At 70.4% G+C, this 20,681-nt stretch carries 23 protein-coding genes; 11 read left to right on the top strand and 12 right to left on the bottom strand.

The window, feature by feature from the left end:
* Window positions 1–2 precede the first annotated feature (2 nt).
* The 3 genes from ACFE87_RS05615 to tsaD are packed head-to-tail and all read right to left on the bottom strand — an operon-like array spanning window position 3 to window position 2,379.
* Window positions 3–995, bottom strand: coding sequence for an NAD(P)H-dependent glycerol-3-phosphate dehydrogenase (locus ACFE87_RS05615; RefSeq protein ID WP_375458634.1), 993 nt, complete (start codon window positions 993–995; stop codon window positions 3–5).
* Window positions 992–1,315 carry a GCN5-related N-acetyltransferase gene (locus tag ACFE87_RS05610; RefSeq protein WP_375458633.1) on the bottom strand — a complete coding sequence of 108 codons (324 nt, stop codon included), beginning with the start codon at window positions 1,313–1,315 and terminating at the stop codon, window positions 992–994. The genes ACFE87_RS05615 and ACFE87_RS05610 overlap by 4 nt, the downstream gene beginning before the upstream one ends.
* Window positions 1,312–2,379, bottom strand: a complete 1,068-nt coding sequence (gene tsaD / locus ACFE87_RS05605) for a tRNA (adenosine(37)-N6)-threonylcarbamoyltransferase complex transferase subunit TsaD (protein WP_375458632.1) — start codon at window positions 2,377–2,379, stop codon at window positions 1,312–1,314. The genes ACFE87_RS05610 and tsaD overlap by 4 nt, the downstream gene beginning before the upstream one ends.
* A gap of 128 nt (window positions 2,380–2,507) precedes the next feature.
* On the opposite strand from tsaD, the gene ACFE87_RS05600 reads away from it, so the two are divergent.
* On the top strand, window positions 2,508–3,341 hold the full coding sequence (locus tag ACFE87_RS05600) for a uroporphyrinogen-III synthase (RefSeq protein ID WP_375458631.1): 834 nt from the start codon (window positions 2,508–2,510) through the stop codon (window positions 3,339–3,341).
* Here ACFE87_RS05600 and ACFE87_RS05595 read toward each other — a convergent pair.
* Window positions 3,319–3,864, bottom strand: a complete 546-nt coding sequence (locus ACFE87_RS05595) for a hypothetical protein (RefSeq protein ID WP_375458630.1) — start codon at window positions 3,862–3,864, stop codon at window positions 3,319–3,321. The two genes, ACFE87_RS05600 and ACFE87_RS05595, sit on opposite strands and share 23 nt — an antisense overlap.
* A 148-nt stretch (window positions 3,865–4,012) precedes the next feature.
* Between ACFE87_RS05595 and ACFE87_RS05590 the strand changes: the two genes are divergently transcribed.
* The 8 genes from ACFE87_RS05590 (at window position 4,013) to dapD (ending at window position 11,894) form a co-directional block, all read left to right on the top strand.
* Window positions 4,013–5,266 carry a COG4223 family protein gene (locus tag ACFE87_RS05590; protein WP_375458629.1) on the top strand — a complete coding sequence of 418 codons (1,254 nt, stop codon included), beginning with the start codon at window positions 4,013–4,015 and terminating at the stop codon, window positions 5,264–5,266.
* Window positions 5,267–5,376: 110 nt separating this feature from the next.
* Complete coding sequence (locus tag ACFE87_RS05585; protein ID WP_375458628.1) at window positions 5,377–7,383, top strand: heme biosynthesis HemY N-terminal domain-containing protein; 2,007 nt, start codon at window positions 5,377–5,379, stop codon at window positions 7,381–7,383.
* A gap of 38 nt (window positions 7,384–7,421) precedes the next feature.
* Window positions 7,422–7,775 carry a ComEA family DNA-binding protein gene (locus tag ACFE87_RS05580; RefSeq protein ID WP_375458627.1) on the top strand — a complete coding sequence of 118 codons (354 nt, stop codon included), beginning with the start codon at window positions 7,422–7,424 and terminating at the stop codon, window positions 7,773–7,775.
* Between the two features lie 113 nt (window positions 7,776–7,888).
* The gene (locus ACFE87_RS05575; RefSeq protein ID WP_375458626.1) at window positions 7,889–8,500 is read left to right on the top strand and encodes a ribonuclease D; all 612 of its coding nucleotides are present in this window, start codon (window positions 7,889–7,891) and stop codon (window positions 8,498–8,500) included.
* A 92-nt stretch (window positions 8,501–8,592) separates the two neighbouring features.
* Window positions 8,593–9,339 carry an LPS export ABC transporter periplasmic protein LptC gene (gene lptC / locus ACFE87_RS05570; RefSeq protein ID WP_375458625.1) on the top strand — a complete coding sequence of 249 codons (747 nt, stop codon included), beginning with the start codon at window positions 8,593–8,595 and terminating at the stop codon, window positions 9,337–9,339.
* Complete coding sequence (locus tag ACFE87_RS05565; RefSeq protein ID WP_375458624.1) at window positions 9,336–10,034, top strand: LptA/OstA family protein; 699 nt, start codon at window positions 9,336–9,338, stop codon at window positions 10,032–10,034. The genes lptC and ACFE87_RS05565 overlap by 4 nt, the downstream gene beginning before the upstream one ends.
* A 178-nt stretch (window positions 10,035–10,212) precedes the next feature.
* Entirely contained in the window at window positions 10,213–10,983 is a 771-nt protein-coding gene (lptB, locus tag ACFE87_RS05560; protein WP_375458705.1) for an LPS export ABC transporter ATP-binding protein, read from the top strand.
* Window positions 10,984–11,051: 68 nt separating this feature from the next.
* Window positions 11,052–11,894: a 2,3,4,5-tetrahydropyridine-2,6-dicarboxylate N-succinyltransferase gene (gene dapD / locus ACFE87_RS05555; protein WP_375458623.1), complete on the top strand. Its 843-nt coding sequence runs from the start codon at window positions 11,052–11,054 to the stop codon at window positions 11,892–11,894.
* Window positions 11,895–11,906: 12 nt separating this feature from the next.
* Here dapD and ACFE87_RS05550 read toward each other — a convergent pair whose 3' ends face one another.
* Window positions 11,907–12,206, bottom strand: a complete 300-nt coding sequence (locus ACFE87_RS05550; RefSeq protein WP_375458622.1) for a hypothetical protein — start codon at window positions 12,204–12,206, stop codon at window positions 11,907–11,909.
* A gap of 132 nt (window positions 12,207–12,338) precedes the next feature.
* On the opposite strand from ACFE87_RS05550, the gene dapE reads away from it, so the two are divergent.
* Window positions 12,339–13,496: a succinyl-diaminopimelate desuccinylase gene (dapE, locus tag ACFE87_RS05545; protein ID WP_375458621.1), complete on the top strand. Its 1,158-nt coding sequence runs from the start codon at window positions 12,339–12,341 to the stop codon at window positions 13,494–13,496.
* Window positions 13,497–13,652: 156 nt separating this feature from the next.
* Here dapE and ACFE87_RS05540 read toward each other — a convergent pair whose 3' ends face one another.
* The 3 genes from ACFE87_RS05540 to ACFE87_RS05530 form a co-directional block, all read right to left on the bottom strand.
* Window positions 13,653–14,720 carry a 5-(carboxyamino)imidazole ribonucleotide synthase gene (locus tag ACFE87_RS05540; protein ID WP_375458620.1) on the bottom strand — a complete coding sequence of 356 codons (1,068 nt, stop codon included), beginning with the start codon at window positions 14,718–14,720 and terminating at the stop codon, window positions 13,653–13,655.
* Window positions 14,713–15,216 carry a 5-(carboxyamino)imidazole ribonucleotide mutase gene (gene purE / locus ACFE87_RS05535; RefSeq protein ID WP_375458619.1) on the bottom strand — a complete coding sequence of 168 codons (504 nt, stop codon included), beginning with the start codon at window positions 15,214–15,216 and terminating at the stop codon, window positions 14,713–14,715. Before purE ends, ACFE87_RS05540 begins: the two co-directional genes overlap by 8 nt.
* An 85-nt stretch (window positions 15,217–15,301) precedes the next feature.
* Window positions 15,302–15,523: a YdcH family protein gene (locus ACFE87_RS05530; protein WP_375458618.1), complete on the bottom strand. Its 222-nt coding sequence runs from the start codon at window positions 15,521–15,523 to the stop codon at window positions 15,302–15,304.
* Between the two features lie 158 nt (window positions 15,524–15,681).
* Between ACFE87_RS05530 and ACFE87_RS05525 the strand changes: the two genes are divergently transcribed.
* On the top strand, window positions 15,682–15,864 hold the full coding sequence (locus ACFE87_RS05525; protein ID WP_375458617.1) for a YdcH family protein: 183 nt from the start codon (window positions 15,682–15,684) through the stop codon (window positions 15,862–15,864).
* A gap of 168 nt (window positions 15,865–16,032) precedes the next feature.
* On the opposite strand, the gene ACFE87_RS05520 is transcribed toward ACFE87_RS05525, so the two are convergent.
* The 4 genes from ACFE87_RS05520 to yidC all read right to left on the bottom strand — a co-directional run bounded on the left by ACFE87_RS05520 (window position 16,033) and on the right by yidC (window position 20,680).
* The gene (locus tag ACFE87_RS05520) at window positions 16,033–17,649 is read right to left on the bottom strand and encodes an acyl-CoA synthetase (RefSeq protein WP_375458616.1); all 1,617 of its coding nucleotides are present in this window, start codon (window positions 17,647–17,649) and stop codon (window positions 16,033–16,035) included.
* Window positions 17,650–17,719: 70 nt separating this feature from the next.
* On the bottom strand, window positions 17,720–18,097 hold the full coding sequence (locus tag ACFE87_RS05515; protein ID WP_375458615.1) for a DUF423 domain-containing protein: 378 nt from the start codon (window positions 18,095–18,097) through the stop codon (window positions 17,720–17,722).
* The gene (gene yihA, locus ACFE87_RS05510) at window positions 18,094–18,756 is read right to left on the bottom strand and encodes a ribosome biogenesis GTP-binding protein YihA/YsxC (RefSeq protein WP_375458614.1); all 663 of its coding nucleotides are present in this window, start codon (window positions 18,754–18,756) and stop codon (window positions 18,094–18,096) included. The genes ACFE87_RS05515 and yihA overlap by 4 nt, the downstream gene beginning before the upstream one ends.
* 103 nt (window positions 18,757–18,859) lie before the next feature.
* Entirely contained in the window at window positions 18,860–20,680 is a 1,821-nt protein-coding gene (gene yidC / locus ACFE87_RS05505; protein WP_375458613.1) for a membrane protein insertase YidC, read from the bottom strand.
* Window position 20,681: the final 1 nt, after the last annotated feature.

The raw sequence follows: 20,681 nt of genomic DNA, 5'->3' as shown, positions 1-20,681 counted from the left end.
CGTCAGACTTCGGACCGAAGCGGTCGGGTCATCAAGGCCGCGAAGGCCTCGTCCACCGAGAGCTGCCCGGAGAGCATGGCCGCGACGGCTTCCGCTATCGGCATCTCGACCCCGCTCGCGCGCGCGAGCCCGATGAGGGCGTCGGCCGTGAACACGCCCTCCGCGAGCCGGCCGCCGCCGGCCGCCGCCGGCGCAAGACCCCGGCCGAGGTCGATCCCGAAGGCGAAATTCCGGGACTGCGCCGAGCCGCAGGTGAGGACGAGATCGCCGAGGCCTGAGAGGCCCATCAGCGTCTCGGGCCGTCCGCCGAGCGCGGCAGCGAAGCGCATGAGTTCGGCGAAGCCGCGCGCCACGAGCGCCGCCCGGGCGCTCTCGCCGAGGCCGCGACCCGCGACGATCCCGGCCGCGATGGCCAGTACGTTCTTGGCCGCGCCGCCGATCTCGACACCGCGCAGGTCGGAGCCGTGATAGACCCGGAGGGACGGGCCGGAGAGGGACGCGGCGAGCTGGGCGGCGAGCACGGCATCCCGGCAGGCGAGCGTCACGGCGGTGGGGAGCCCGCGGGCGACATCGGGAGCGAAGCTCGGCCCGGACAGGATTCCGACCGGCTCTCCGGGGCGCATCTCCGCCACCACCTCGCTCATGAAGAGCCCCGTCCCGCGTTCGATACCCTTGGCGCAGCCGACCAGCGGCGAACCGGGTCGAAGCCGGGACTCGATCTCGCCGCAGACCTGTCGGACGACCTGGGCCGGAACGACCAGGAGGGTGGCGTCCGCCTCTCCCAGGCGGGTCGCGTCCGCGGTCGGTTCCACGCTCGGGTGAAGGAGAATGCCCGGGAGGCGGCGCGCGTTCTCCCGCGACGCCGCGAGCGCGGCTGCCATCTCCGGGTCACGCATCCACAGGAGGACGCGACGTCCGGCCAGAGCCGCGGCATTCGCAAGTGCGGTACCCCATGCACCGGCCCCGACCACTGCGACAGTGTCCAGGGTCCTCACGAGGGCCCAGCCTCCCGGACCGGGACAGCCTTGCCCCGCAACGCGAGCGAGCGCCGGTTCAGGGCCGCGAGATCGGCCGTTCCGGTCAGCACCGCCTCGCCGATGGCAACGGCCTCGGCGAGCCGGTCCGGGGCAATATGGCGCCAGGCCGGGGGCGGCACGACCTCGCGCCAGGGCCGCCCGCAGGCATTGTCGAGGAGGATGCGGGCGAAGCAATGGTCGAGGGCGACGGGCCAGTCCCGCCGGCCCCGCGCGGCCTCGGGCAGGACCTCGCCGACGAGGCTTCGCCAGCGCGCCCGGAGTTCGGCCTCGGCGCTCACGGCTGTGCCGCGCCGGCCCTGTCGAGTTCGGCGAGCGGCCAGCGCGCCCGGGCCGGGGCCGTCATGTCGTCGACAAGGCCGAGTCGGAGGCGTTCGATCCCGGCCCAGGCGATGATGGCGCCGTTGTCGCCGCAGAGCGCGAGCGGCGGCACGACGAGCCGCAGCCCGGCCTCGGCCCCAAGCCGCGCCAGCGCCCGCCGAATCGGGCCGTTCGCCGCCACGCCGCCGGCCGCGACGAGCGCGGTCGGATGGCCGACGCTCTCGCGAAAGGCCCGCAAGGCGACGCGGGTGCGGTCCACCACGGTGTCGACGACCGCAGCCTGGAAGCTCGCGCAAAGGTCGGCGACGTCGGTCCGGGTCAGGGGCGCGACGCGCTCCGCCTCGAGCCGGAGCGCCGTCTTGAGGCCCGAGAAGGAGAAGTCTGGACGCGGGCGCCCGAGCATCGGCCGCGGCAGGGCGAAGCGCTCGGGATCGCCGCGCTCGGCCTCGCGCTCCACCTCGGGGCCGCCCGGATAGGCGAGGCCGAGCAGCTTCGCGACCTTGTCGAAGGCCTCGCCCAGCGCGTCGTCGACGGTGGTGCCGAGCCGCAGATGATCGCCGACGCCCCGCACCGCGACGAGCTGGGTGTGGCCGCCGGAAGCAAGGAGGAGGAGGTAGGGGAAGCCGACGCCGTCGGTAAGGCGCGGCGTGAGAGCGTGTGCCTCCAGGTGGTTGATCGCCAGCAGCGGCTTTCGGGCGACGAGCGCCAGGGCCTTGGCCGTCGTGAGACCGACGAGAACGCCGCCGATGAGACCCGGGCCGGCGGCGGCTGCGATCCCGTCGAGCTCCGCCAGCGTCATACCGGCCCGCTCCAACGCCCGGACGATGATGCCGTCGATGACCTCGACATGGGCCCGGGCGGCGATCTCGGGGACGACGCCGCCATAGGCCGCGTGTTCCGCATGCTGGCTCCGGACCTCGTTCGAGAGGATCTGCCCACGCCCATCCTCGCCGAGCGCCACGACGGACGCGGCGGTCTCGTCGCAGGTCGTCTCGAGGCCGAGGACACGGAGAGGCGGCGGCATGGTTGGGGCCCGGGCGATTCGCAGCTTCGCCCCTTCGCAGGAGAGGGTCCTCCGCCTATACGGTGCGGGCCGATGGCTGGAAAGCTTGCCGGCCCGCCTGGAAGCTGGAGCCTTCCGCGGGAGGCGTCGTGACGGAGTCTCGGATGCGGGTCCTGGTCACCCGACCGCAAGCCCAGGCTCGGCATAGCATCCGGCGCCTGGAGGAACTCGGCCACACCGCCCTAACCGCGCCCATGCTGGCGATCGAGCCGACCGGAACCGAGCCGCCGGACGTGGACCCCGCGGCCCTCATCCTCACGAGCGCGAATGCGGTTCCGGCCGCCATGGCCTGGCATGGCCGCTTCGGCCGCCTCCCGGTCTTCGCAGTCGGGCCCCGCACCGCCCGGGCCCTTCAAGAAGGCGGCTTCGACCGTGTCATCTCTTCCGCGGAAGGCGACGGCCTCGGTCTCGCCCGGCTGATCAGCGGCCAAGTCAGAGCCGGCGCCACATTGCTGCATCTCGCCGGACGCGACCGGCATACCGAACCGGATCGCTCTCTCGAGGCGGCCGGCTACGCCGTTACGACCTGGGAGGTCTACGCGGCCGAGGCCGCCGAAACGTTGCCCGAGCCGGTGATCGCTGGCCTGGATGCCGGAGAGGTCGACGCGGTGCTGCATTACTCGCGGCGGAGCGCCGAAACGCTGGTCACACTCGCGCAGACCTATGGCCTGTCGGAGGCGCTCCTCGGGGCCGCGCAGATCTGCATCTCGGCGGAGGCAGCGCGCGGTCTCTCCGAGCTCGGTCCCGCCCGGATCGCGATCGCGAACGAGCCGACCGAGGATGCGATCTTCGAGGCGCTTGAGGGCCTCGCTGCCGATGCGGCGTCGCGTCGGGCTCGCGCGCCGGCCCGACCGAATGCTAGACAAGGAACGATTCCGACGATCCCCCCGTTGCGAAACGTCAAGAACGATCGGCCACGATGAGCGAGACGCGACGACCCGACCCTCTCCGCCGAGAGCCGCCGACCATCGACCTGCCGGAAGGGCAGTTCCGCCGCTCGGACGCGCCGAGGGCGGCCGAGGCCGGTGCTGCCCCAGGCAATCCGGACCCGAAAGGGGCGCCGGGGGAAGGCGCGGGTGCGATCCGGCCGGTCTCATCAGCCGCCGGCGGCGAACCGGCTCCGAAGAAGACCGCGGAGGGCGGAGCCGGAGGTCCGAAGGCACCGGCGGGCACCGGAGCCTCGTCCACGAAGCCCGACGCCCTCAAGCCCGGGCCGGTCGCCCCGAGCGCGACCGCGCCGAAGCCGACCGGCGGATCCGGCATTCCGGCCGCGGGCGCGTCGTCCGTCGCGACGTCGGGAGCCGGCGCGAAAATCACCCCGACGCCGCCGCAAAGCTCCGCGGCGAAGAGCGCGGCCTCCACCTCTTCGGCCGTGGTCGGCGCCGCGTCCGCGAGTGCTTCCTCAGCCTCCGACCGGCCCGCTTCGACGCCACCCGGCTCGGCCAAGGTTTCGACGGCTCCGTCCGGAATACCCGAGGCAAGCGCGGCAGCACCCGCCGCAGCGTCGGCGGGTTCGAAGCCTTCCGGCACAGGGAGTGGACCGGGCGCGACGCCGAGCGGAGCCCCAAGCTCCGCCAGCGGGGCCACCGGACCCGTGGCGGGCGCCGCCCCGGCAGGCCGGAAGCCGGACCCCATCCAGACTTCGACCCCTGAAAAGACCCCCGCACGGGGAGCCGGCGGCCTGGTCTCGGCCGGGCTGATCGGCGGCCTCGTCGGGGCCGGGCTCTCGCTCGGCGCACAGCATTATCTCCTGCCCGCTCGGCAGGACGATGCCGTGGCGGCGCGGGTCGCGGCGCTGGAAAGCCGGGTGGCGGCCCTGCCCACTGGAACGACGGCAGCCGGCCCGTCTCCGCTCGAGCCGAGGCTCGCGGCGGTGGAGAGCGGCCTCCGCCAGGCGGCCGAAGATGCGCGGGCGGCCCGGGCCGTTGCGGATGCGGCCTCGAAACAGGTTGGCGAAGCTCTGAACCGTCCGGCCGCCGCCGGAGCAAGCGCCGCGCCGGACACCTCCCTCCGCGACACCGTCGCGGCGCTGACGCGGCGGCTCGACGAAAGCGCCGAACAGGCCCGCGGCAATGCCGCCGCCCTCGGCCAGTTCGGGACGAAGCTCGACGGCGTCGACGGGCGTCTCGGCGAGGCCGTCGCCAAGGGGACCGAGGCCTTCCAGGGCCTGCAGCGGGGGGTCGGCGCGGTCCAGGCGGACGTCCAGGCCCTGAAGACCGGCACCGGGGCCCTCGATGCCCGCTCGGCCGAGGCCGAAAAGCGGCTCGCCGCCCTGTCGGGCGATCTCGGGCGCGTGTCCGGCGACCTCGCCAAGCTGTCGCCCGCGGCGGTCCAGGCGGGCCTCCGGGTCGTGGTCTCCGGCCGGCTGGATGAGGCGCTCCGGAGCGGCGCGCCGCTCGGAGCCGTCCTAGCCTCGCTGGGCCGCCTCGGGGCGGACGAGGCCGCGCTCGCGGCGCTGAGGCCCTTCACCGACGCACCGGCCCCCTCCTCCGACACTCTGGCCGCCGAGTTCAAGCCGCTCGCCGAGAGGATGACCGCCGTCCCGCAGGGACCCGCCGCGACTTGGTGGGACCGGGTGCGGCGCGTCTTCGAGCGGGTCGTGACCGTCCGAGCTGTCGGCGACGGAAGCGGCAGCGACCTGCCGGGCCTCGTCGCCCGGATCGAGGCCTCGCTCGCCCGCGGGTCGCTCGCACCAGCGGCTGCAGCCTGGGAGCAACTGCCGAACGAGGCGAAGGCCATGTCCTCCGACTGGGGCTCTCGGCTGAAGACTCGGGTGGCGGCCGATCAGGCCGCGAAGAGCATCTCCAGCGCCGCCCTCGCCTCGCTCGATACCGCGACCGCCCGATGAGACGCGGCGGGCGTGGACTTCGGTTCGCCCGCAGCCTCATGTGTCCCCTTTAACGGGCGACCGGAGCCCGCCTCCGTCGCCCGCCCGCCTTTCCAGGAGCCCCAACCGCCATGTGGCGCGCCCTCGTCTTCCTCGGCCTGATCTGCCTCGCGGCCTATGGCGCGGTGTGGCTGGCGAACAATCCCGAAACGATCGCGGTCACCTGGGCCGGACGGGAATATTCGTCCTCTCTCGCCGTCGGAGTGGTTGGTCTGCTCGCGGCCGCGATCCTGCTCTCCCTCATCCTCGGCGCGATCCGCTACGTCTTCACCCTCCCGACCACGGTCGGGCGGGCTCGCAAGCGGCGCCGGCAGTCGAAGGGCTATTCCTCGCTCTCCCGGGGCATCGTGGCCGTGGGCGCGGGCGACATCACGGCCGCACGCCGCCATGCCTCGGAGGCGGAAAAGCTGCTCGGCAACGACCCGCTGGCGCTCCTCCTCAAGGCGCAGGCGGCACAGGCCTCAGGCAACCGCGAGGCCGCCGAGGCGACCTTCCGGGATATGTCGGAGAAGCCCGAGACCCGCATCCTCGGCCTGCGCGGCCTCTATCTCGAGGCCCGTCGCCGCGGCGATCTCGAGGCGGCCCGCCGCCATGCCGAGGAGGCGGCCCGGATCGCGCCCGCGATCGGCTGGGCGAGCGACGCCGTGCTCGAAGGCCTGTCGACCGACGGCGACTGGACCGGCGCGGTCCGCATGGTCGAGCGCCGCACCTCGCTCGGACTCGTCGACCGGACGACGTCGCGCCGGCAGCGGGCCGTGCTGCTCACCGCCGAGGCCATGGCCAAGGAGGCGCGGGACCCCGATGGTGCGCTCGCCTCCGCCCAGCAGGCCGTGAAGCTTGCGCCTGACCTCGTTCCGGCAGCCGGGCTCGCGGCCCGGCTCCTGTCCCGCCGCGGCGACCTCAAGCGCGCCGCGAAGACGATCGAGACCGCCTGGACGGCGATGCCGCATCCGGAGCTCGCCGCCGCCTATCTCAACCTGCGGCCGGGCGATTCCGCCACGGACCGGCTGCACCGGGCCGAGACGCTGGCGAGGCTGTCGAGCTGGTCGGGCGAGTCGCGCTTCGCCATCGCCCGGGCCGCGATCGAATCCCGCGAATTGCCCCGCGCCCGCGAGGTTCTGCGCCCGCTCCTCGAGGACGAGGGCCGACCGACGGTCCGGCTCTGCATGATGATGGCCGAGATCGAAGGCCGCGGCGGCAATTCGGGCGGAGCCCGCGAATGGCTGGCCCGCGCCGCCCGTGCGCCGCGCGACAAGGCCTGGATCGCCGACGGCCTCGTCTCCGAGACCTGGGCACCCGTGTCGCCCGTCACGGGTCGCCTCGACGCGTTCCGCTGGGAGACGCCGGCCGAAACACTCGGTGCCTCGATGGAGCGGGACGAGATCACCTTCGATCCGCCCGAACCGGATGCACCCGAGGACCTGCCCGCGCTGAAGCTCGCGCGGCCTACGCGCGGCTCCGGGCCGCGCGGGGCGGAGACTCGGTCCGGGGAAGTTGCTGCCGGAGCGCGGCCTGAGGTCGTCGAACCGCCTACCGCGGGCGGCTCCGAACAGGGCGGGACCGCCTCGCCCGTCTCTGTTGCGAGCGCTCCGCAGCCGGAAAGCGAGGCGGCCAAGCCATCCGCTATCGGAGTGGCTCCGTCCACCGCGCAGCCCGACGGCTCGGCGGCGACGACCGATGCGGCGAAGCCGTCATCCGCATTGGCGACCGCGCCGAAGATGCCCGAAAGCGCCTCGCGTGGAGGATCGAAGCCGGTGGTTTCCGCGTCGCGGCAGGGAGACGAGGCGCCCGGACCCGAGACCCCGAAGGACCCGGCCCCTTCGTCCAGCGCCGGACCGTCCCGCGGCGCGGCGCCGTCCAGGCTGGAGCCGGCCAAACCCGAGGCACCCGCGATACCGGAGCGGCCCTCGGCGGGATCCAACGCCGCCAGAACCTCCGCGCCGAACGGGTCAAATCAGGCCGCTCGCGGCGCCTCGCGAGAGCCCGAGCCGGTGATCTTCCCGGTCCCGCGCGCTCCGGATGATCCGGGACTGGAAGGCGGCACGGATCGTCGGCAGCGGTTCAGGTTGCGTGTGTAAGGGATCGATACCGACCTGCGCGGCAATGAGGTGAAGACATGATCACGGCATCGATTCGCGGTCTCGCTCTCGCGACGGCTCTCCTCACGGCAGGCCTCGTTTCGGCCCAGGCACCACAGACCAGCACTCCGGCCTCGCCGGCGACCCGGCCCGCTACGACGGTTCCCGCTCCGGCGGCTGCGCCGGCCACCACGCCGGCCGCGAAGCTGATCGACCTCAACTCCGCCACCAAGGAAGAGCTGGACGTCCTCCCGGGGATCGGGCCGGTTCGGGCCGAGGCGATCATCAAGGGCAGGCCCTACAAGGGCAAGGACGAGCTGACCCGGCGCAAGATCCTGCCCCAGAACGTCTATGACGCGATCAAGGACCGCATCATCGCCCGGCAGGCCTGACCCGAGCCGCCGGCCGGTTCGCCGCGCCGGCGCGGAGCAGCGACCTGGCGCGACTGGACAGCGCTCGCGGCCGGGCCGTAGAAGCCCGGACGCTCTCCAGCCGACAGCAGATCATGACCGTTCGCCTGCACCGGGGCGACCTGCCCGCCGATTACGAGCCGGGCCGGTCGATCGCGATCGATACCGAGACGCTCGGCCTTCAGCCGCTCCGCGACCGGCTCTGCGTCGTGCAGATCTCGCGGGGCGACGGCACAGCGGACGTCGTCCAGATCGGACGGAGCGAGGACGCCCCGAATCTCAGGCGCGTGCTCGGGGACCCGGCGATCCTCAAGATCTTCCACTTCGCCCGGTTCGATCTCGCCGTGCTCCTGCACCGTTTCGGGGTGATGCCCGACCCCATCTATTGCACCAAGATCGCCTCGAAGCTCGTCCGGACCTACACCGACCGCCACGGGCTGAAGGATCTCGTTCGCGAGCTTCTCGGGATCGATCTCTCGAAGGCCCAGCAATCCTCCGATTGGGGCGCGGAGACCCTGTCCCAGGCGCAGCTCGACTACGCCGCCTCCGACGTCCTTCACCTGCACGCTCTCGTCGTGCGGCTTGACACCATGCTGGCCCGGGAGGGCCGGACCGGACTGGCCGCGGACAGCTTCGGCTATCTGCCGACCCGCGCCCGGCTCGACCTCCTCGGCTGGGCCGAACAGGACATCTTCGCGCATAGTTGACGAGGCCCGCGGCCTCTGTCCAATGGCGACGGTCACAACTTCGCCATGGCGCCGCGCGACGAGCAGGTGTCATCAATCGACGGGACTTCCCGGTGAGCGGCTCGCGGTCGGCCTTCGCGTCTCAGGATCTGACCTCGCCGGGCTCGCCCCGGAGCCGCTCCTTCGCGGCCGCGCGACGCCATTCGGTCATGGTCCGGTTCCTGAAAATCGCCATTCCCGTCGGGTCGGTCGTGGTCGTCGGCGCCGTGGCCCTCGGGAGCATCTTCAACCCCTTCAGCCGCATTTCAGGCCTCACGCTTGGACCCGTCTCCATGCAGGGCTCCAAGATCGCGATGGAGAGCCCGCGCCTGACCGGCTTCCGCAAGGACAATCGGCCCTATGAGGTGACCGCGACCGCGGCCTTCCAGGACGTCCGCAAGCCGAACGTGATCGAATTGCAAGACATGAAGGCGAAGCTCGCCGTCGACGATTCGGGCGGGATGGCCAATCTCGTGTCGAAGGCCGGTATCTTCGACACGTCGAAGGAGCATCTCGACCTTTCCGACAGCATCCGGATCTGGACCGAGAAGGGCGAAGAGATCCTGATGCGATCGGCCTCGGTCGACTTCAAGACCGGAAGCGCCGTCTCGCGGGAGCCGGTGAAGATCACGACCCCGACGATGCAGATCGAGGCCGAGGGGCTCGAGATGTCGGAAAACGGCAAGACGCTCGTCTTCGCCGGACGCGTCCGGGCGAAGCTGATCCCCGGGCCCGATCAGGCGAGCCGAGCGGCCCGGACAGCCGCCCCGAACACCGCCCCCTCGAAGATCACCCAGGCCGAGGCGGGCGCACGCCCATGAATGGGGCAAAGTCGGCCGGCGGCGCTGCGTCGGCCGCCTCGCGCCTTGCGCTTGCGGTCGCGCTCACGATGAGCGCCGCGGCAGCGGCCGCCGCCCCCAATCCGAGCGGGACGCAGAGCAAGACGGCGCGCGGTCTCGGGGATGTCGGCTCGTCCAGGGACCCGATCGCGATCGACGCCGACCGGCTCGACGTCTTCGACAAGGAAGGCCGGGCGGTCTTTACCGGCAACGTGATCGCCGTGCAGGGCGAGACCACGATGAAATGCACGACGATGAACGTGTTCTACGAGGCGAACCGGGGTGCGGGAGCCGCGACGGGCGCGGGAGCCGCGACCGGCGCGGGAGCCGCGACCGGCGGCCAGCCCCGCACGCCCGCGCCGTCGGGCGGCTCCTTCGGCAACGACAGCGCGATCCGTAAGATCGAGTGCCGCGGCCCGGTCACGATCACGACGAAGACGCAGACGGCCACCGGCGATCGCGCCGAGTTCGACCGCATCGTGAACAAGGTGTTCCTGATCGGCAACGCGGCCCTGAGCGACGGCCCGAACGTGACCCGCGGCGAGCGCGTCGCCTACGACCTCAATACCGGGGTCGCCAACGTCGAGGGCGGACGCGTGCGGGCCTTGATCGTGCCAGGTAGCGACAAGGATAAGGACAAGGGCAGGGACGCCAAGCCCAAGCGCGAGCCGCGCTGACCCGCCTGCGATTGCGCGGCGACCGGGCGAGGCCTATCCCGTCCGCCGAACCCTGCCCGGACCCTTCTCCGTGAAATTCTTCTCCCGAGGCCGCTCCGCGCCGGAGACCGCCGACGATGGCCTCGCCGCGACCGCGCAGGCGGGCCCGCCTGCCGATGGCCCGGTCCGCTCGCGGGGCCTGTTCGGCCGCCGCGCGGAGAAGCGAGAGGCCGCGAATTTCGGGGGCCCGGGGATCCTGGCCGTCTGGGGCCTCGAGAAGAGCTACCGGGGCCGCAAGGTCGTGAACGAGGCATCGCTCGGGTTGCGACGGGGCGAGGCGGTGGGGCTGCTCGGGCCGAACGGGGCCGGCAAGACCACGATCTTCTACATGATCACGGGACTCGTCGGGGCCGATCGCGGCCGGATCAGCCTCGACGGCCACGACATCACGGGCCTGCCGATGTATCGCCGCGCCCGGCTCGGGATCGGATACCTGCCGCAGGAGGCCTCGATCTTTCGCGGCCTCGACGTCGAGGACAACATCCGGGGCGTGCTCGAGGTGGTCGAGCCGAACCGGAAGGAGCGCGAGCGCAAGCTCGAGCAACTACTCGAGGAATTCGACATCGCCCGCCTGAGGAAATCGCCGTCGATCGCGCTCTCCGGCGGCGAGCGGCGTCGCTGCGAGATCGCCCGGGCGCTGGCCGGCCAGCCCTCCTTCATGCTCCTCGACGAACCCTTCGCCGGCATCGACCCGATCGCGGTCGGGGACATCCAGAATCTCGTCCACCACCTGAAGGCGCGCGGCATCGGCGTGCTCATCACCGACCACAATGTGCGCGAGACGCTGGCCCTCACCGACCGCGCCTACATCATCCATTCCGGGCGCGTGCTGACCGAAGGGACGCCGCAGGAGATCATCGCCAACGAGGAGGTCCGCCGCCTCTATCTCGGCGCCGATTTCCGGATGTAGAACCGGCGGCCATGACAGGCCCGGCGCCCCTTGCTAAGCGACGGGCCGAGCAATGCAGAAGGCCGCCCATGACCACGACCGACCTCGAGACGACGATCGATGCCGCCTGGGAGAACCGGGCCGAGATCGGCATCTCAACGCAGGGCGCGGTTCGCGAGGCGGTCGAGCAGGTGCTCGACCTCCTCGACCGGGGCGAGGCCCGAGTCGCCGCGAAAAGCGATGGCGGGTGGCAGGTCCACCAATGGCTGAAGAAGGCCGTGCTCCTGTCCTTCCGGCTCACCGACATGGGCCCGATCCCGGGGGGGCCTGGCGGCGCCACCTGGTGGGACAAGGTGCCGTCGAAATTCGAGGACTGGGGCGAGAACCGCTTCCGGGCCGCAGGCTTCCGGGCGGTGCCGAACTGCATCGTGCGGCGGGGCGCCTATATCGCCCCGAACGTCGTCCTAATGCCGTCCTTCGTCAATCTCGGAGCCTATGTCGACGAGGGCACGATGGTCGACACCTGGGCGACCGTCGGTTCCTGCGCGCAGATCGGGAAAAATTGCCACATTTCGGGCGGCGCCGGCATCGGGGGCGTGCTCGAGCCGCTCCAGGCCAATCCGGTGGTGATCGAGGACCATTGCTTCATCGGCGCCCGCTCCGAGGTGGCCGAGGGCGTGCATGTCGGCGAGGGCTCGGTCCTGTCGATGGGCGTCTATCTCGGCGCCTCGACCAAGATCGTCGACCGCGCGACGGGCGAGGTCTTCATGGGCCGCGTGCCGCCCTATTCGGTCGTGGTGCCGGGCGCCCTCCCGGGCAGGCCCCTGCCGGACGGCTCTCCCGGTCCCTCGCTCTATTGCGCCGTGATCGTGAAGCGGGTCGACGCGCAAACGCGCTCGAAGACGAGCATCAACGAACTCTTGCGGGATTGAGAGCCCAAGCGCTCAGAGATCGTCCGAGAAGCGGTTGCTCGGCTCGAAACAGGTATAGCCGATGAGGCAGGCCGGATCGTCGCGCGTCGGCGCAAAGGCCGGGCGGACCTGCTCCGTCACCTGGCAGAATCGACGGTCCGAGACGAAGCGGTCATAGGTCTGGCCGCCCGTCCCGAGGACAACGGCGCCCCGGGCGCGAACGAGCCCGGCGCTCTGACGGCAGGTCATGGCGACGCTGGAGCCTTCGATCTGCGCGACCGCGGGCAGCGCCGCGGATGCGACCAGGAGGGTGGTGAGGGCGATACGGAGCATGGGACGCCTCGGCAGCAACCAGGGGTGTTCGACGGGTAAGCGGCAGGGCTTCGATCGGTTCAGGCCTTGCCGGGTTCGGTACGATGGCGCTCCCGGGTTGAAGTCCCGGACGGCTTGACGGACACACAGGCCATGTTTCCCGACCCCTTGTCGCTGGCCCAGGCCCTGATCCGCTGCCGCTCCGTCACCCCGGCCGATTACGGCGCGCTGGCTGTCTGCGCCGAAGCCCTCGCCGAGGCCGGGTTCGAGGTCGACCTACCGGTCTTCTCGGCCCCAGGCACGCCCGACATCCCGAACCTTTACGCCCGGTTCGGCTCCGGCTCGCCCTGCCTCGTCTTCGCCGGCCATACCGACGTGGTGCCTCCGGGCGACGCGGCGGCATGGCGGCACGACCCGTTCGGCGCGGTCGTCGAGGACGGCTGGCTCTACGGGCGAGGCGCGGTCGACATGAAGGGCGGCGTCGCGGCCATGTTGGCGGCCGCGATCGGCTTCACGGGCGAGCGCGGGGCGAGCTTCGGCGGCGCGATCGCTATCCTGCTCACCGGAGACGAGGAGGGGCCGGCCGTGAACGGCACGGTGAAGCTCCTCGAATGGGCGAAGGAGCGCGGCGAGCGCTTCGATGCCTGCATCCTGGGCGAGCCGACAAATCCGAGCGCCCTCGGCGAGATGGCGAAGATCGGCCGGCGCGGCTCGCTCACCGGCCGGCTCACGGTGCGGGGGCGGCAGGGCCATGTCGCCTATCCGGACCTTGCCCGGAACCCGATCCCGATCCTGGCCAGGATGGTGACGGCGCTCTCGGCCGAGCCGCTCGACGGCGGCACGGCGCATTTCGGGGCCTCGAACCTGGAATGGACGACGCTGGATGTGGGTAATCCGGCAACCAACGTAGTGCCGGCCGAGGCCCGCGCCGTCTTCAACATCCGGTTCAACGATCTTTGGGACCCCGAAAGCCTCGCGATCGGCTTGCGGCTCCGGCGCTCAGCCGGCCCGGACGCCGCGTTCGACCTTGTCTTCGATCCGACCAACTCCGTCGCCTTCCTGACCCCGCCCGGCGACTTCGTCGACCTCGTGCGGGGGGCCGTCGAAGCCGAGACGGGGCGCAGCCCCGTCTTGTCGACGACGGGCGGCACGTCGGACGCCCGTTTCATCAAGGATCATTGCCCGGTGGTCGAGTTCGGCCTTGTCGGCCAGACGATGCATGCGGTCGATGAGCGGGTGATGGTTGAGGACTTGCATCGGCTGACGGCGATCTATCGCCGGGTGCTCGAGGCCTATTTCCCGCGGGCCTGAAAGAGACCCCTGTCATTCCGGGGCCGCGCAGCGGAACCCGGAACCCAAGGAAGCGAGCCACGACGGAAGCGGTCCACGGGTGTGCAAGCCGTAGGTTCCGGGTCAGCGGCGCAGCACTGCGTGCAGCACCGCGCCCGGAATGACGGGCGGCCGTCCCTACCGTGAGACCCGCGTGACATGGCCCATCTTGCGGCCGGGCCGGGCGCGCGCCTTGCCGTAATGGTGCAGATGGGCGCCCGGCTCCGCGAGGAGCGCGGCCCAGCCCTCGATCTCGTCGCCGATCAGGTTGCGCATCTCCACACGGCCGAGCCGGGTCGTGGCGCCGAGGGGCCAGCCGCAGACCGCCCGGACATGCTGCTCGAATTGCGAGGTTTCCGCGCCCTCGATCGTCCAATGGCCGGAATTGTGCACCCGGGGCGCAATCTCGTTCACGACGATGTCGTCCCCGACCACGAACATCTCGACCGCGATCACCCCGACATAGTCGAGCGAGGCCGCGATCGCCTCGGCGGCCTCCACAGCCCGCCGTTCGACCCCGGGCGGAATGCCGGCGGGAAGGCGGGTTACGTTCAGGATGCCGTTCCGGTGCTCGTTCAGGCAGGGCTCGTAGGCGGCGAAGGCCCCGTCCGGGCTTCGGGCGGCCACGATCGAGATCTCCTGCGTGAAGGGGACGAAGCCCTCCAGGATCGCCGGCGCGCCGCCGAGATGGGCATAGGCCTCGCCCGGCCGGTCGCCCGCATGGATGCGGACCTGGCCCTTGCCGTCATAGCCGAAGCGCCGCGTCTTCAGGATCGCCGGCGTGCCGAGGGCCTCGAGTGCCTCGGTGAGGTCCGCCTCGCTCTCGACCGCCCGGAACGGGGCCGTCGGAATGCCGAGCCCGGCCGCGAAACGCTTCTCAGCGAGTCGATCCTGCGCGGTCGCGAGCGCGGCGGCATTGGGGCGGAGCGGCACGAGGCCGGCCAGGATCTCGGCGGTGCGGCCCGGCACGTTCTCGAATTCGTAGGTGACGAGATCGATCGCGGCCGCGAAGCGTCGCAGCGCATCCTCGTCCTCGTAGGCCGCGACCGTCCGGCCCGCCGCGACATCGAAGGCCGGGCCCGTATCCGGGCAGAAGACATGCGTCTTCAGGCCGAGGCTGGCTGCGGCCGTCGCGATCATCCGTCCGAGCTGACCTCCACCCAGAATGCCGAGGGTCGCGCCGGGCGCGATTCGGGCCTCACCCATGGGCAGGAGGCTCCGTATCCGCCGGACGCTCGGCGACGGCGTCGCGTTGCCGGTCACGCCAGGCCTCGATCCGGGCGGCCAGCGCCTCGTCCCCGAGCGCCAGGATGGCGCCAGCCAGGAGGGCCGCGTTGACCGCTCCCGCACGCCCGATCGCGAGTGTCCCGACCGGGATCCCGGCCGGCATCTGCACGATCGAGAGGAGCGAATCCTGGCCCGACAGCGCCTTCGACTCGACCGGTACGCCGAGCACCGGAAGCGGCGTCAGCGCGGCCGTCATGCCGGGCAGATGCGCCGCCCCGCCGGCGCCCGCGATCACGACCTTGAAGCCGGCCGCCTTGGCGCCCTTGGCGAAGCTGAAGAGGCGTTCGGGGGTGCGGTGCGCGGAGACGATACGGGCCTCGTAGGGGATCGCGAGCGCGTCCAGCGTCTCGGCCGCATGGCGCATGGTCGTCCAGTCGGACTGGCTTCCCATGATGATGGCGACAGGCGGCGGCATATCCGGCTTCGGTTGAGGGGCGGGTATCCCGCGCGGGAGCGCTGCCGATAGAGGCGAGCGCGCCGCCCTGCAAGGCGAGCGTCGCTCAGGCGATGATATCCGGGGTGATCTCGTCCTCGATGAAGGAGACTCGGTCACGCAGGACGAGCTTGCGCTTCTTCAGCCGCTGGATCTGAAGCTGGTCGCCGGCCACGTTCTGCTCGAGCGCCTCGATCGCGGCGTCGAGATCGCGATGCTCCTGTTTCAGACGGGCGAGCTCCGCTTCGAGCGTGCCCGGCCCGTTATCCTGGTCGAGTTCCGGCCCCATCTCGGCTCCCGAGGCGCAGCCGCGCATGGTCCCGGCGGCCGGCCATCCGGGATAGGCGACAAGCTCGGCCGCACGTCAAGCTGCGACGGGATGCCACGGTCATACGGAACCAGTCCGGCCTCAGATTGCTTGGTCCGGAGACGGAAGAGGAGACCTTCATGGCGCTGCAGAACCATCTGGCCGAACTCGAACGCAAGCACGACGCATTGGAGCGTGAAATCCAGGCCGCCGCCTCCCACCCGGCAACAGACGACGTCAAACTCGCCGAATTGAAGCGACGGAAGCTGCAGCTTAAGGACGAATTGTCGAGGCTCAGGAAGCCCGAGGAGAAGCTCCACTAGCGGTCGTTCGGGAGACCTCCGAGCCTCTGCCGAATGGCGTGCGTGCTTCGAGGCTCGCACCTCAGCAGCATGAGGACGTGAGAGATTCCACCTCGCTCCTCCTCCTGAGGTGCCCCGCGAAGCGGGGCCTCGAAGGACGCAAACCCGACATAAGCCTCCTGGCTCGCGCTAGATCTTTCTGGCCATCTCCCGCAGGCGGAACTTCTGTACCTTGCCCGTGGACGTCTTCGGCAGTTCGGCGAAGACGACGTGGCGCGGCGCCTTGTAATGGGCGAGATTCGCCCGGCACCAACCGATGAGTTCCTCGGCCGACACCATCTCGGAGGCCTTCAGCTCCACGAAAGCGATGGGCGTCTCGCCCCATTTCTCGTCCGGCTTTGCGACCACGGCTGCCGCGGCCACCGCGGGATGCTTGTAGAGGGCCTCCTCCACCTCGATCGACGAGATATTCTCGCCGCCCGAAATGATGATGTCCTTGGAGCGGTCCTTCAGCTGCACGTAGCCGTCGGCATGCTTGACCCCGAGGTCGCCCGAGTGGAACCACCCGCCGGCGAAGACCGACGCCGTGGAGCGCGGGTTCTTGAGATAGCCTTTCATGACCATGTTGCCGCGCATCATGACCTCGCCCATCGTGGCGCCGTCGGCCGGAACCGGCTGCATTGTCTCCGGGTCGAGCACGTCGAGACCGTCGAGCGCCACGTAGCGGACACCCTGCCGCGACTTCCGGGCCGCCTGTTCGGGACCCGGCAGCGCGTCCCAGGCAGAATCCCATTCGTTCACGACCGAGGGCCCGTAGGTTTCCGTCAGCCCGTAGACGTGCGTCACGTCGAACCCGGCCTCCCGCATGCCGGCGAGCACGGCTTCTGGCGGCGGAGCGGCGGCCGTGATGAAGGAGACCGGCCCGGGTAGCGGCTTCCGGTCCTCGGCGGAGGCGCCGATCAGGGCCGACATCACGATCGGCGCGCCGCACATGTGGGTGACGCCATGCTCGGCGATGAGCGAGAAGATCGGCCCGGCCCGGACTTGCCGCAGGCAGACATGGGTCCCGGCCAGGACCGAGATCGTCCAAGGGAAGGACCAGCCATTGCAGTGGAACATCGGCAACGTCCAGAGATAGACCGGCGCCCGCGGAATGTTGCTGGCCAGGATGTTGCCGAGCGCCGACAGGTAGGCCCCTCGGTGATGCGTGACGACGCCCTTCGGGTCGCCCGTCGTCCCCGACGTGTAGTTCAGCGCGATCGCGTCCCACTCGTCCGCAGGCGGCGTCCAGATGAAGTCCGGGTCGCCCTCGGCGAGGAAATCCTCGTAATCGATCGAGCCGAGCTGCTCCCCGTCGCCCGCATATTCCGGATCGTCGACATCGATCACGAGCGGCGTCACCGGCGCGTCGGCGAGCGCGGCCCTCATCACCGGTGCGAATTCGCGGTCGGTGACCAGGACCTTCGCCTCGCCATGCCCGAGCGAGAAGGCGAGCACGGCGGCATCGAGCCGGGTGTTCAGCGCATTCAGGACGGCGCCCGTCATGGGCACCCCGTAATGGCATTCCAGCATCGCGGGCGTGTTCGGCAGCATGGCCGCGACCGTGTCGCCGCGCCCGATACCCCGCTTCGCCAAGGCCGAGGCAAGCCGGCGCGAACGGGCGTAGAACTCGGCATAGGAGCGCCGGATCCGGCCATGCACGATCGCGATGCGGTCCGGGAAGGTCGCCGCGGCCCGCTCCAGGAAGCCGAGCGGCGTCAGCTGCTGGAAATTGGCCGGGTTGCGGTCGAGATCACGGTCATACACCGGGACGGGCTCCAGAGAGAGCGAGCAAGGGCGGCCGCTATAGCATCGGCAGCCACGCCGCGTCCCGGCTTCAGCTCGGCCGATTTCGCAGGAAAGGCGCCAGGATCAGGACGGCCCAGGCCAGCATCAGCACACTGCCGCCGATCGGGGCCGCCATCGGAACGGGCGCGACGCCCAGAAGAACCCGGACCGAAAGGTCACCGCAGAAGAGCGCGAGCCCGAGGACCATCCCGGCGCCCGCGATCCGGCCGAGACCGCGATGGACGAGGGCCTGCCCGATCAGCGCGGCCAGGACCAGCAGCACGGGCGCGTGGACGAGCAGGAACCGGGAAGCCGTCTCCAGGCTACCGCCGCCCGAGATGTGGGCCGCTGCAGCCGAAAGCCCGACACCCAGCAGGCCCGCAAGCGCGCCGAGAGCGAGCAAGACCCGCTCCGCGGGCCCGGTCACGCGCGCTCCTCGCGATCGACCAGCAGGGTCGCGATGTCGGCCCGCAGCTCCGGGATGCCTTCGCCCGTGCGGCTCGAGGTTGGCCGGACCAGCGGGAAGGCGGCGGGCCGTCGGGCGAGGGCCGCCTGCGTGTCCGCGATCCGGCGTTCGAGTTCGGCCGCTTTCGGCTCGTCCGACTTGGTCAGCACGACCTGGTAGGAAACCGCCGCGACGTCGAGCAGGTTCAGGACGTCCAGATCCTTGTCCTTCAGCCCGTGCCGGGAATCGATCAGCACATAGACCCGGCCGAGATTGGCCCGGCCGCGCAGGTAGACCTTGATGAGCCGCGTCCAGGCCGCAACCTTGTCCTTCCCGGCCGCCGCATAGCCGTAGCCCGGCATGTCGACGACGGTGAGGCGGCCGGCGAGGTCGAAGAAATTCAGCTCCTGCGTCCGGCCAGGCGTGTGGGAGGTCCGGGCCAACGCATTGCGGTTGGTCAGCGCGTTGATCAGGCTCGACTTGCCGACATTCGAGCGGCCCGCGAAGGCGATCTCGAGGCCCTTCATCGGCGGCAGGCCATCGGCCTTGCTCGCCGCCCAGAAGAACCCGGCCTCGCCCGCGAACAGCTTGCGTCCCGCCTCGACGAGGTCCGGATCTAGGTCAGGTTGATCCAGCGTCATTGCCCGATGAACGGACCGCTCACCCCGGCGGAAGCCGGGGTCCAGGCGTTTAGGGTGCCGGCTTTCGCCGGCAGGAGCGGATGAGGCGCACTGGACGGGTCGGTCATCCCTTGGCCGGGGCCGGCTTCTTGGCGAACATGCCCCGAAGGTTGTCCCACAGCTCCACCTTCACGCCGTTCCGCCGCATGATGACATATTGCTGGCTCACGGACAGCAGGTTGTTCCAGGCCCAGTAAATCACCAGTCCGGCCGGGAAGGAGGCCAGCATGAAGGTGAAAATCAGCGGCATGTAGGAGAACATGGCCTTCTGGACCGGATCCGGCGGCTCCGGATTCATCTTCATCTGCAGGAACATCGTGACGCCCATGACGAGCGGCCACACGCCGATATGCAGGAATTCCGGCACCGTGAAGGGAAGCAGGCCGAAGAGGTTGAAGAGCGAGGTCGGGTCGGGTGCCGCGAGATCGCGGATCCAGCCGAAGAACGGCGCGTGCCGCATCTCGATCGTGACGAACAGCACCTTGTAGAGCGCGAAGAAGACCGGGATCTGAATCAGGATCGGCCAGCAGCCGGCGACCGGGTTGATCTTGTCGCGCTTGTAGAGCGCCATCATCTCTTGCTGCTGCTTGACCTTGTCGTCCTTGAAGCGCGCCCGGATGGCGACCATCTCGGGCTGCACGGCCTTCATCTTGGCCATGGACCGGTAGGATCGATTGGCGAGCGGCAGGAAGAACGCCTTCAGGATCACGGTCACGAGCAGGATCGACACGCCGAAATTGCCGAACATCTTGAAAAAGAAGTCCAGCGCCTTGAACATCGGCTTGGTGATGAAGTAGAACCAGCCCCAGTCGATGAGCAGATCGAACTTCTTGATGCCGAGCGCGGTCTCGTAGCGGTCGACCTGCTGGACCTCCTTCGCGCCCGCGAACAGCCGTTGCGTGATGTCCGCCGTCGCGCCGGGCTGGATCGTCTTCGCGTCCGACAGCACATTCGCCTGGTAGATGAAGGTCGGCCCTTCCTGGCGGGAGGTGTAGCTGCCCTGATAGGGCTGTACCTGGTCGGGCAGGACGGCTGCCGCCCAATACTTGTCCGTGATGCCGAGGAATCCGCCGGTCACGCCGTTCCAGACCTTGCCGCGGGTCGTCTGGCCGGGAATCACGCCCTCCTTGTCGAGGGTGGCGTAGCCGTATTCTTGCAGGCCCTGGTCGCCGACGACCCCGATCATGCCCTCGTGCAGGACGTAATAGCCCTGGGTCGGCGGCTTTCCGTGGCGCGACACGAGGCCGTACGGATAGAGCGTCGCGGGGGCCGCGCCCTTGTTCTCGACCGTATCCTGGACGGTGAACATGAACTTGTCGTCGACCTGGAGGCGGCGTCGGAAGACGAGGCCGGCGCCGTTGTCGTGGCTGAGCTCGACCGGGCGGTCGGGGGAGAGCACGTCCCCGTTCGCAGTCCAGAGGGCGTCCGGCGCCGGCGCGCCCGCGCCGACCCAGCCGAACTCGGCGTAATAGGGTGTAGGGCTGCCCGAAGGCGACAGCAGCACGATGAGCGGGCTCTTGTCGTCGACGGTCTCGTGGTACTTCCGAAGCGAGACGTCGTCGATGCGCCCGCCCTTGAGCGCGATCGAGCCGACGAGGGCCGGCGTGTCGATCCGGACGCGCGGAGAGCGCGCAAGCGCCGTCTCACGCGTCTCGGCAGCGGGGGCGGCCGCATTGCCCGGCAAGGTCGCCGGATTGGGCGTCGAGGGCTGACCTTCGCGCGGAGCCGGGCTCGGGACGGTCGGACCCGCCTGCTGGCCGGCGGTCGGCTGAGCCTGACGCTGCTTCTCGAGCTGCGGCCCGCCCACGAAATAGTTCCAGCCGATGAGCACCGCGACCGAGAGCGCGATGGCCAGGATCAGGTTCTTGTTGTCTTGGTTGAACATG

Origin of the sequence: uncultured Enterovirga sp. (assembly GCF_964242715.1) — a bacterium.
Taxonomy (GTDB): domain Bacteria; phylum Pseudomonadota; class Alphaproteobacteria; order Rhizobiales; family Beijerinckiaceae; genus Enterovirga.
This window is presented reverse-complemented; position numbering and strand designations above follow the sequence as displayed.

Coding starts and splice junctions, on each gene's coding strand:
- tsaD (WP_375458632.1), bottom strand. CDS start 2,379: ATGCCGCCGCCTCTCCGTGTCCTCGGCCTCGAGACGACCTGCGACGAG.
- ACFE87_RS05530 (WP_375458618.1), bottom strand. CDS start 15,523: ATGGGGCCGGAACTCGACCAGGATAACGGGCCGGGCACGCTCGAAGCG.
- ACFE87_RS05540 (WP_375458620.1), bottom strand. CDS start 14,720: ATGGGTGAGGCCCGAATCGCGCCCGGCGCGACCCTCGGCATTCTGGGT.
- ACFE87_RS05525 (WP_375458617.1), top strand. CDS start 15,682: ATGGCGCTGCAGAACCATCTGGCCGAACTCGAACGCAAGCACGACGCA.
- ACFE87_RS05575 (WP_375458626.1), top strand. CDS start 7,889: ATGACCGTTCGCCTGCACCGGGGCGACCTGCCCGCCGATTACGAGCCG.
- dapD (WP_375458623.1), top strand. CDS start 11,052: ATGACCACGACCGACCTCGAGACGACGATCGATGCCGCCTGGGAGAAC.
- ACFE87_RS05580 (WP_375458627.1), top strand. CDS start 7,422: ATGATCACGGCATCGATTCGCGGTCTCGCTCTCGCGACGGCTCTCCTC.
- dapE (WP_375458621.1), top strand. CDS start 12,339: ATGTTTCCCGACCCCTTGTCGCTGGCCCAGGCCCTGATCCGCTGCCGC.
- yihA (WP_375458614.1), bottom strand. CDS start 18,756: ATGACGCTGGATCAACCTGACCTAGATCCGGACCTCGTCGAGGCGGGA.
- purE (WP_375458619.1), bottom strand. CDS start 15,216: ATGCCGCCGCCTGTCGCCATCATCATGGGAAGCCAGTCCGACTGGACG.
- ACFE87_RS05550 (WP_375458622.1), bottom strand. CDS start 12,206: ATGCTCCGTATCGCCCTCACCACCCTCCTGGTCGCATCCGCGGCGCTG.
- ACFE87_RS05565 (WP_375458624.1), top strand. CDS start 9,336: ATGAATGGGGCAAAGTCGGCCGGCGGCGCTGCGTCGGCCGCCTCGCGC.
- yidC (WP_375458613.1), bottom strand. CDS start 20,680: ATGTTCAACCAAGACAACAAGAACCTGATCCTGGCCATCGCGCTCTCG.
- ACFE87_RS05585 (WP_375458628.1), top strand. CDS start 5,377: ATGTGGCGCGCCCTCGTCTTCCTCGGCCTGATCTGCCTCGCGGCCTAT.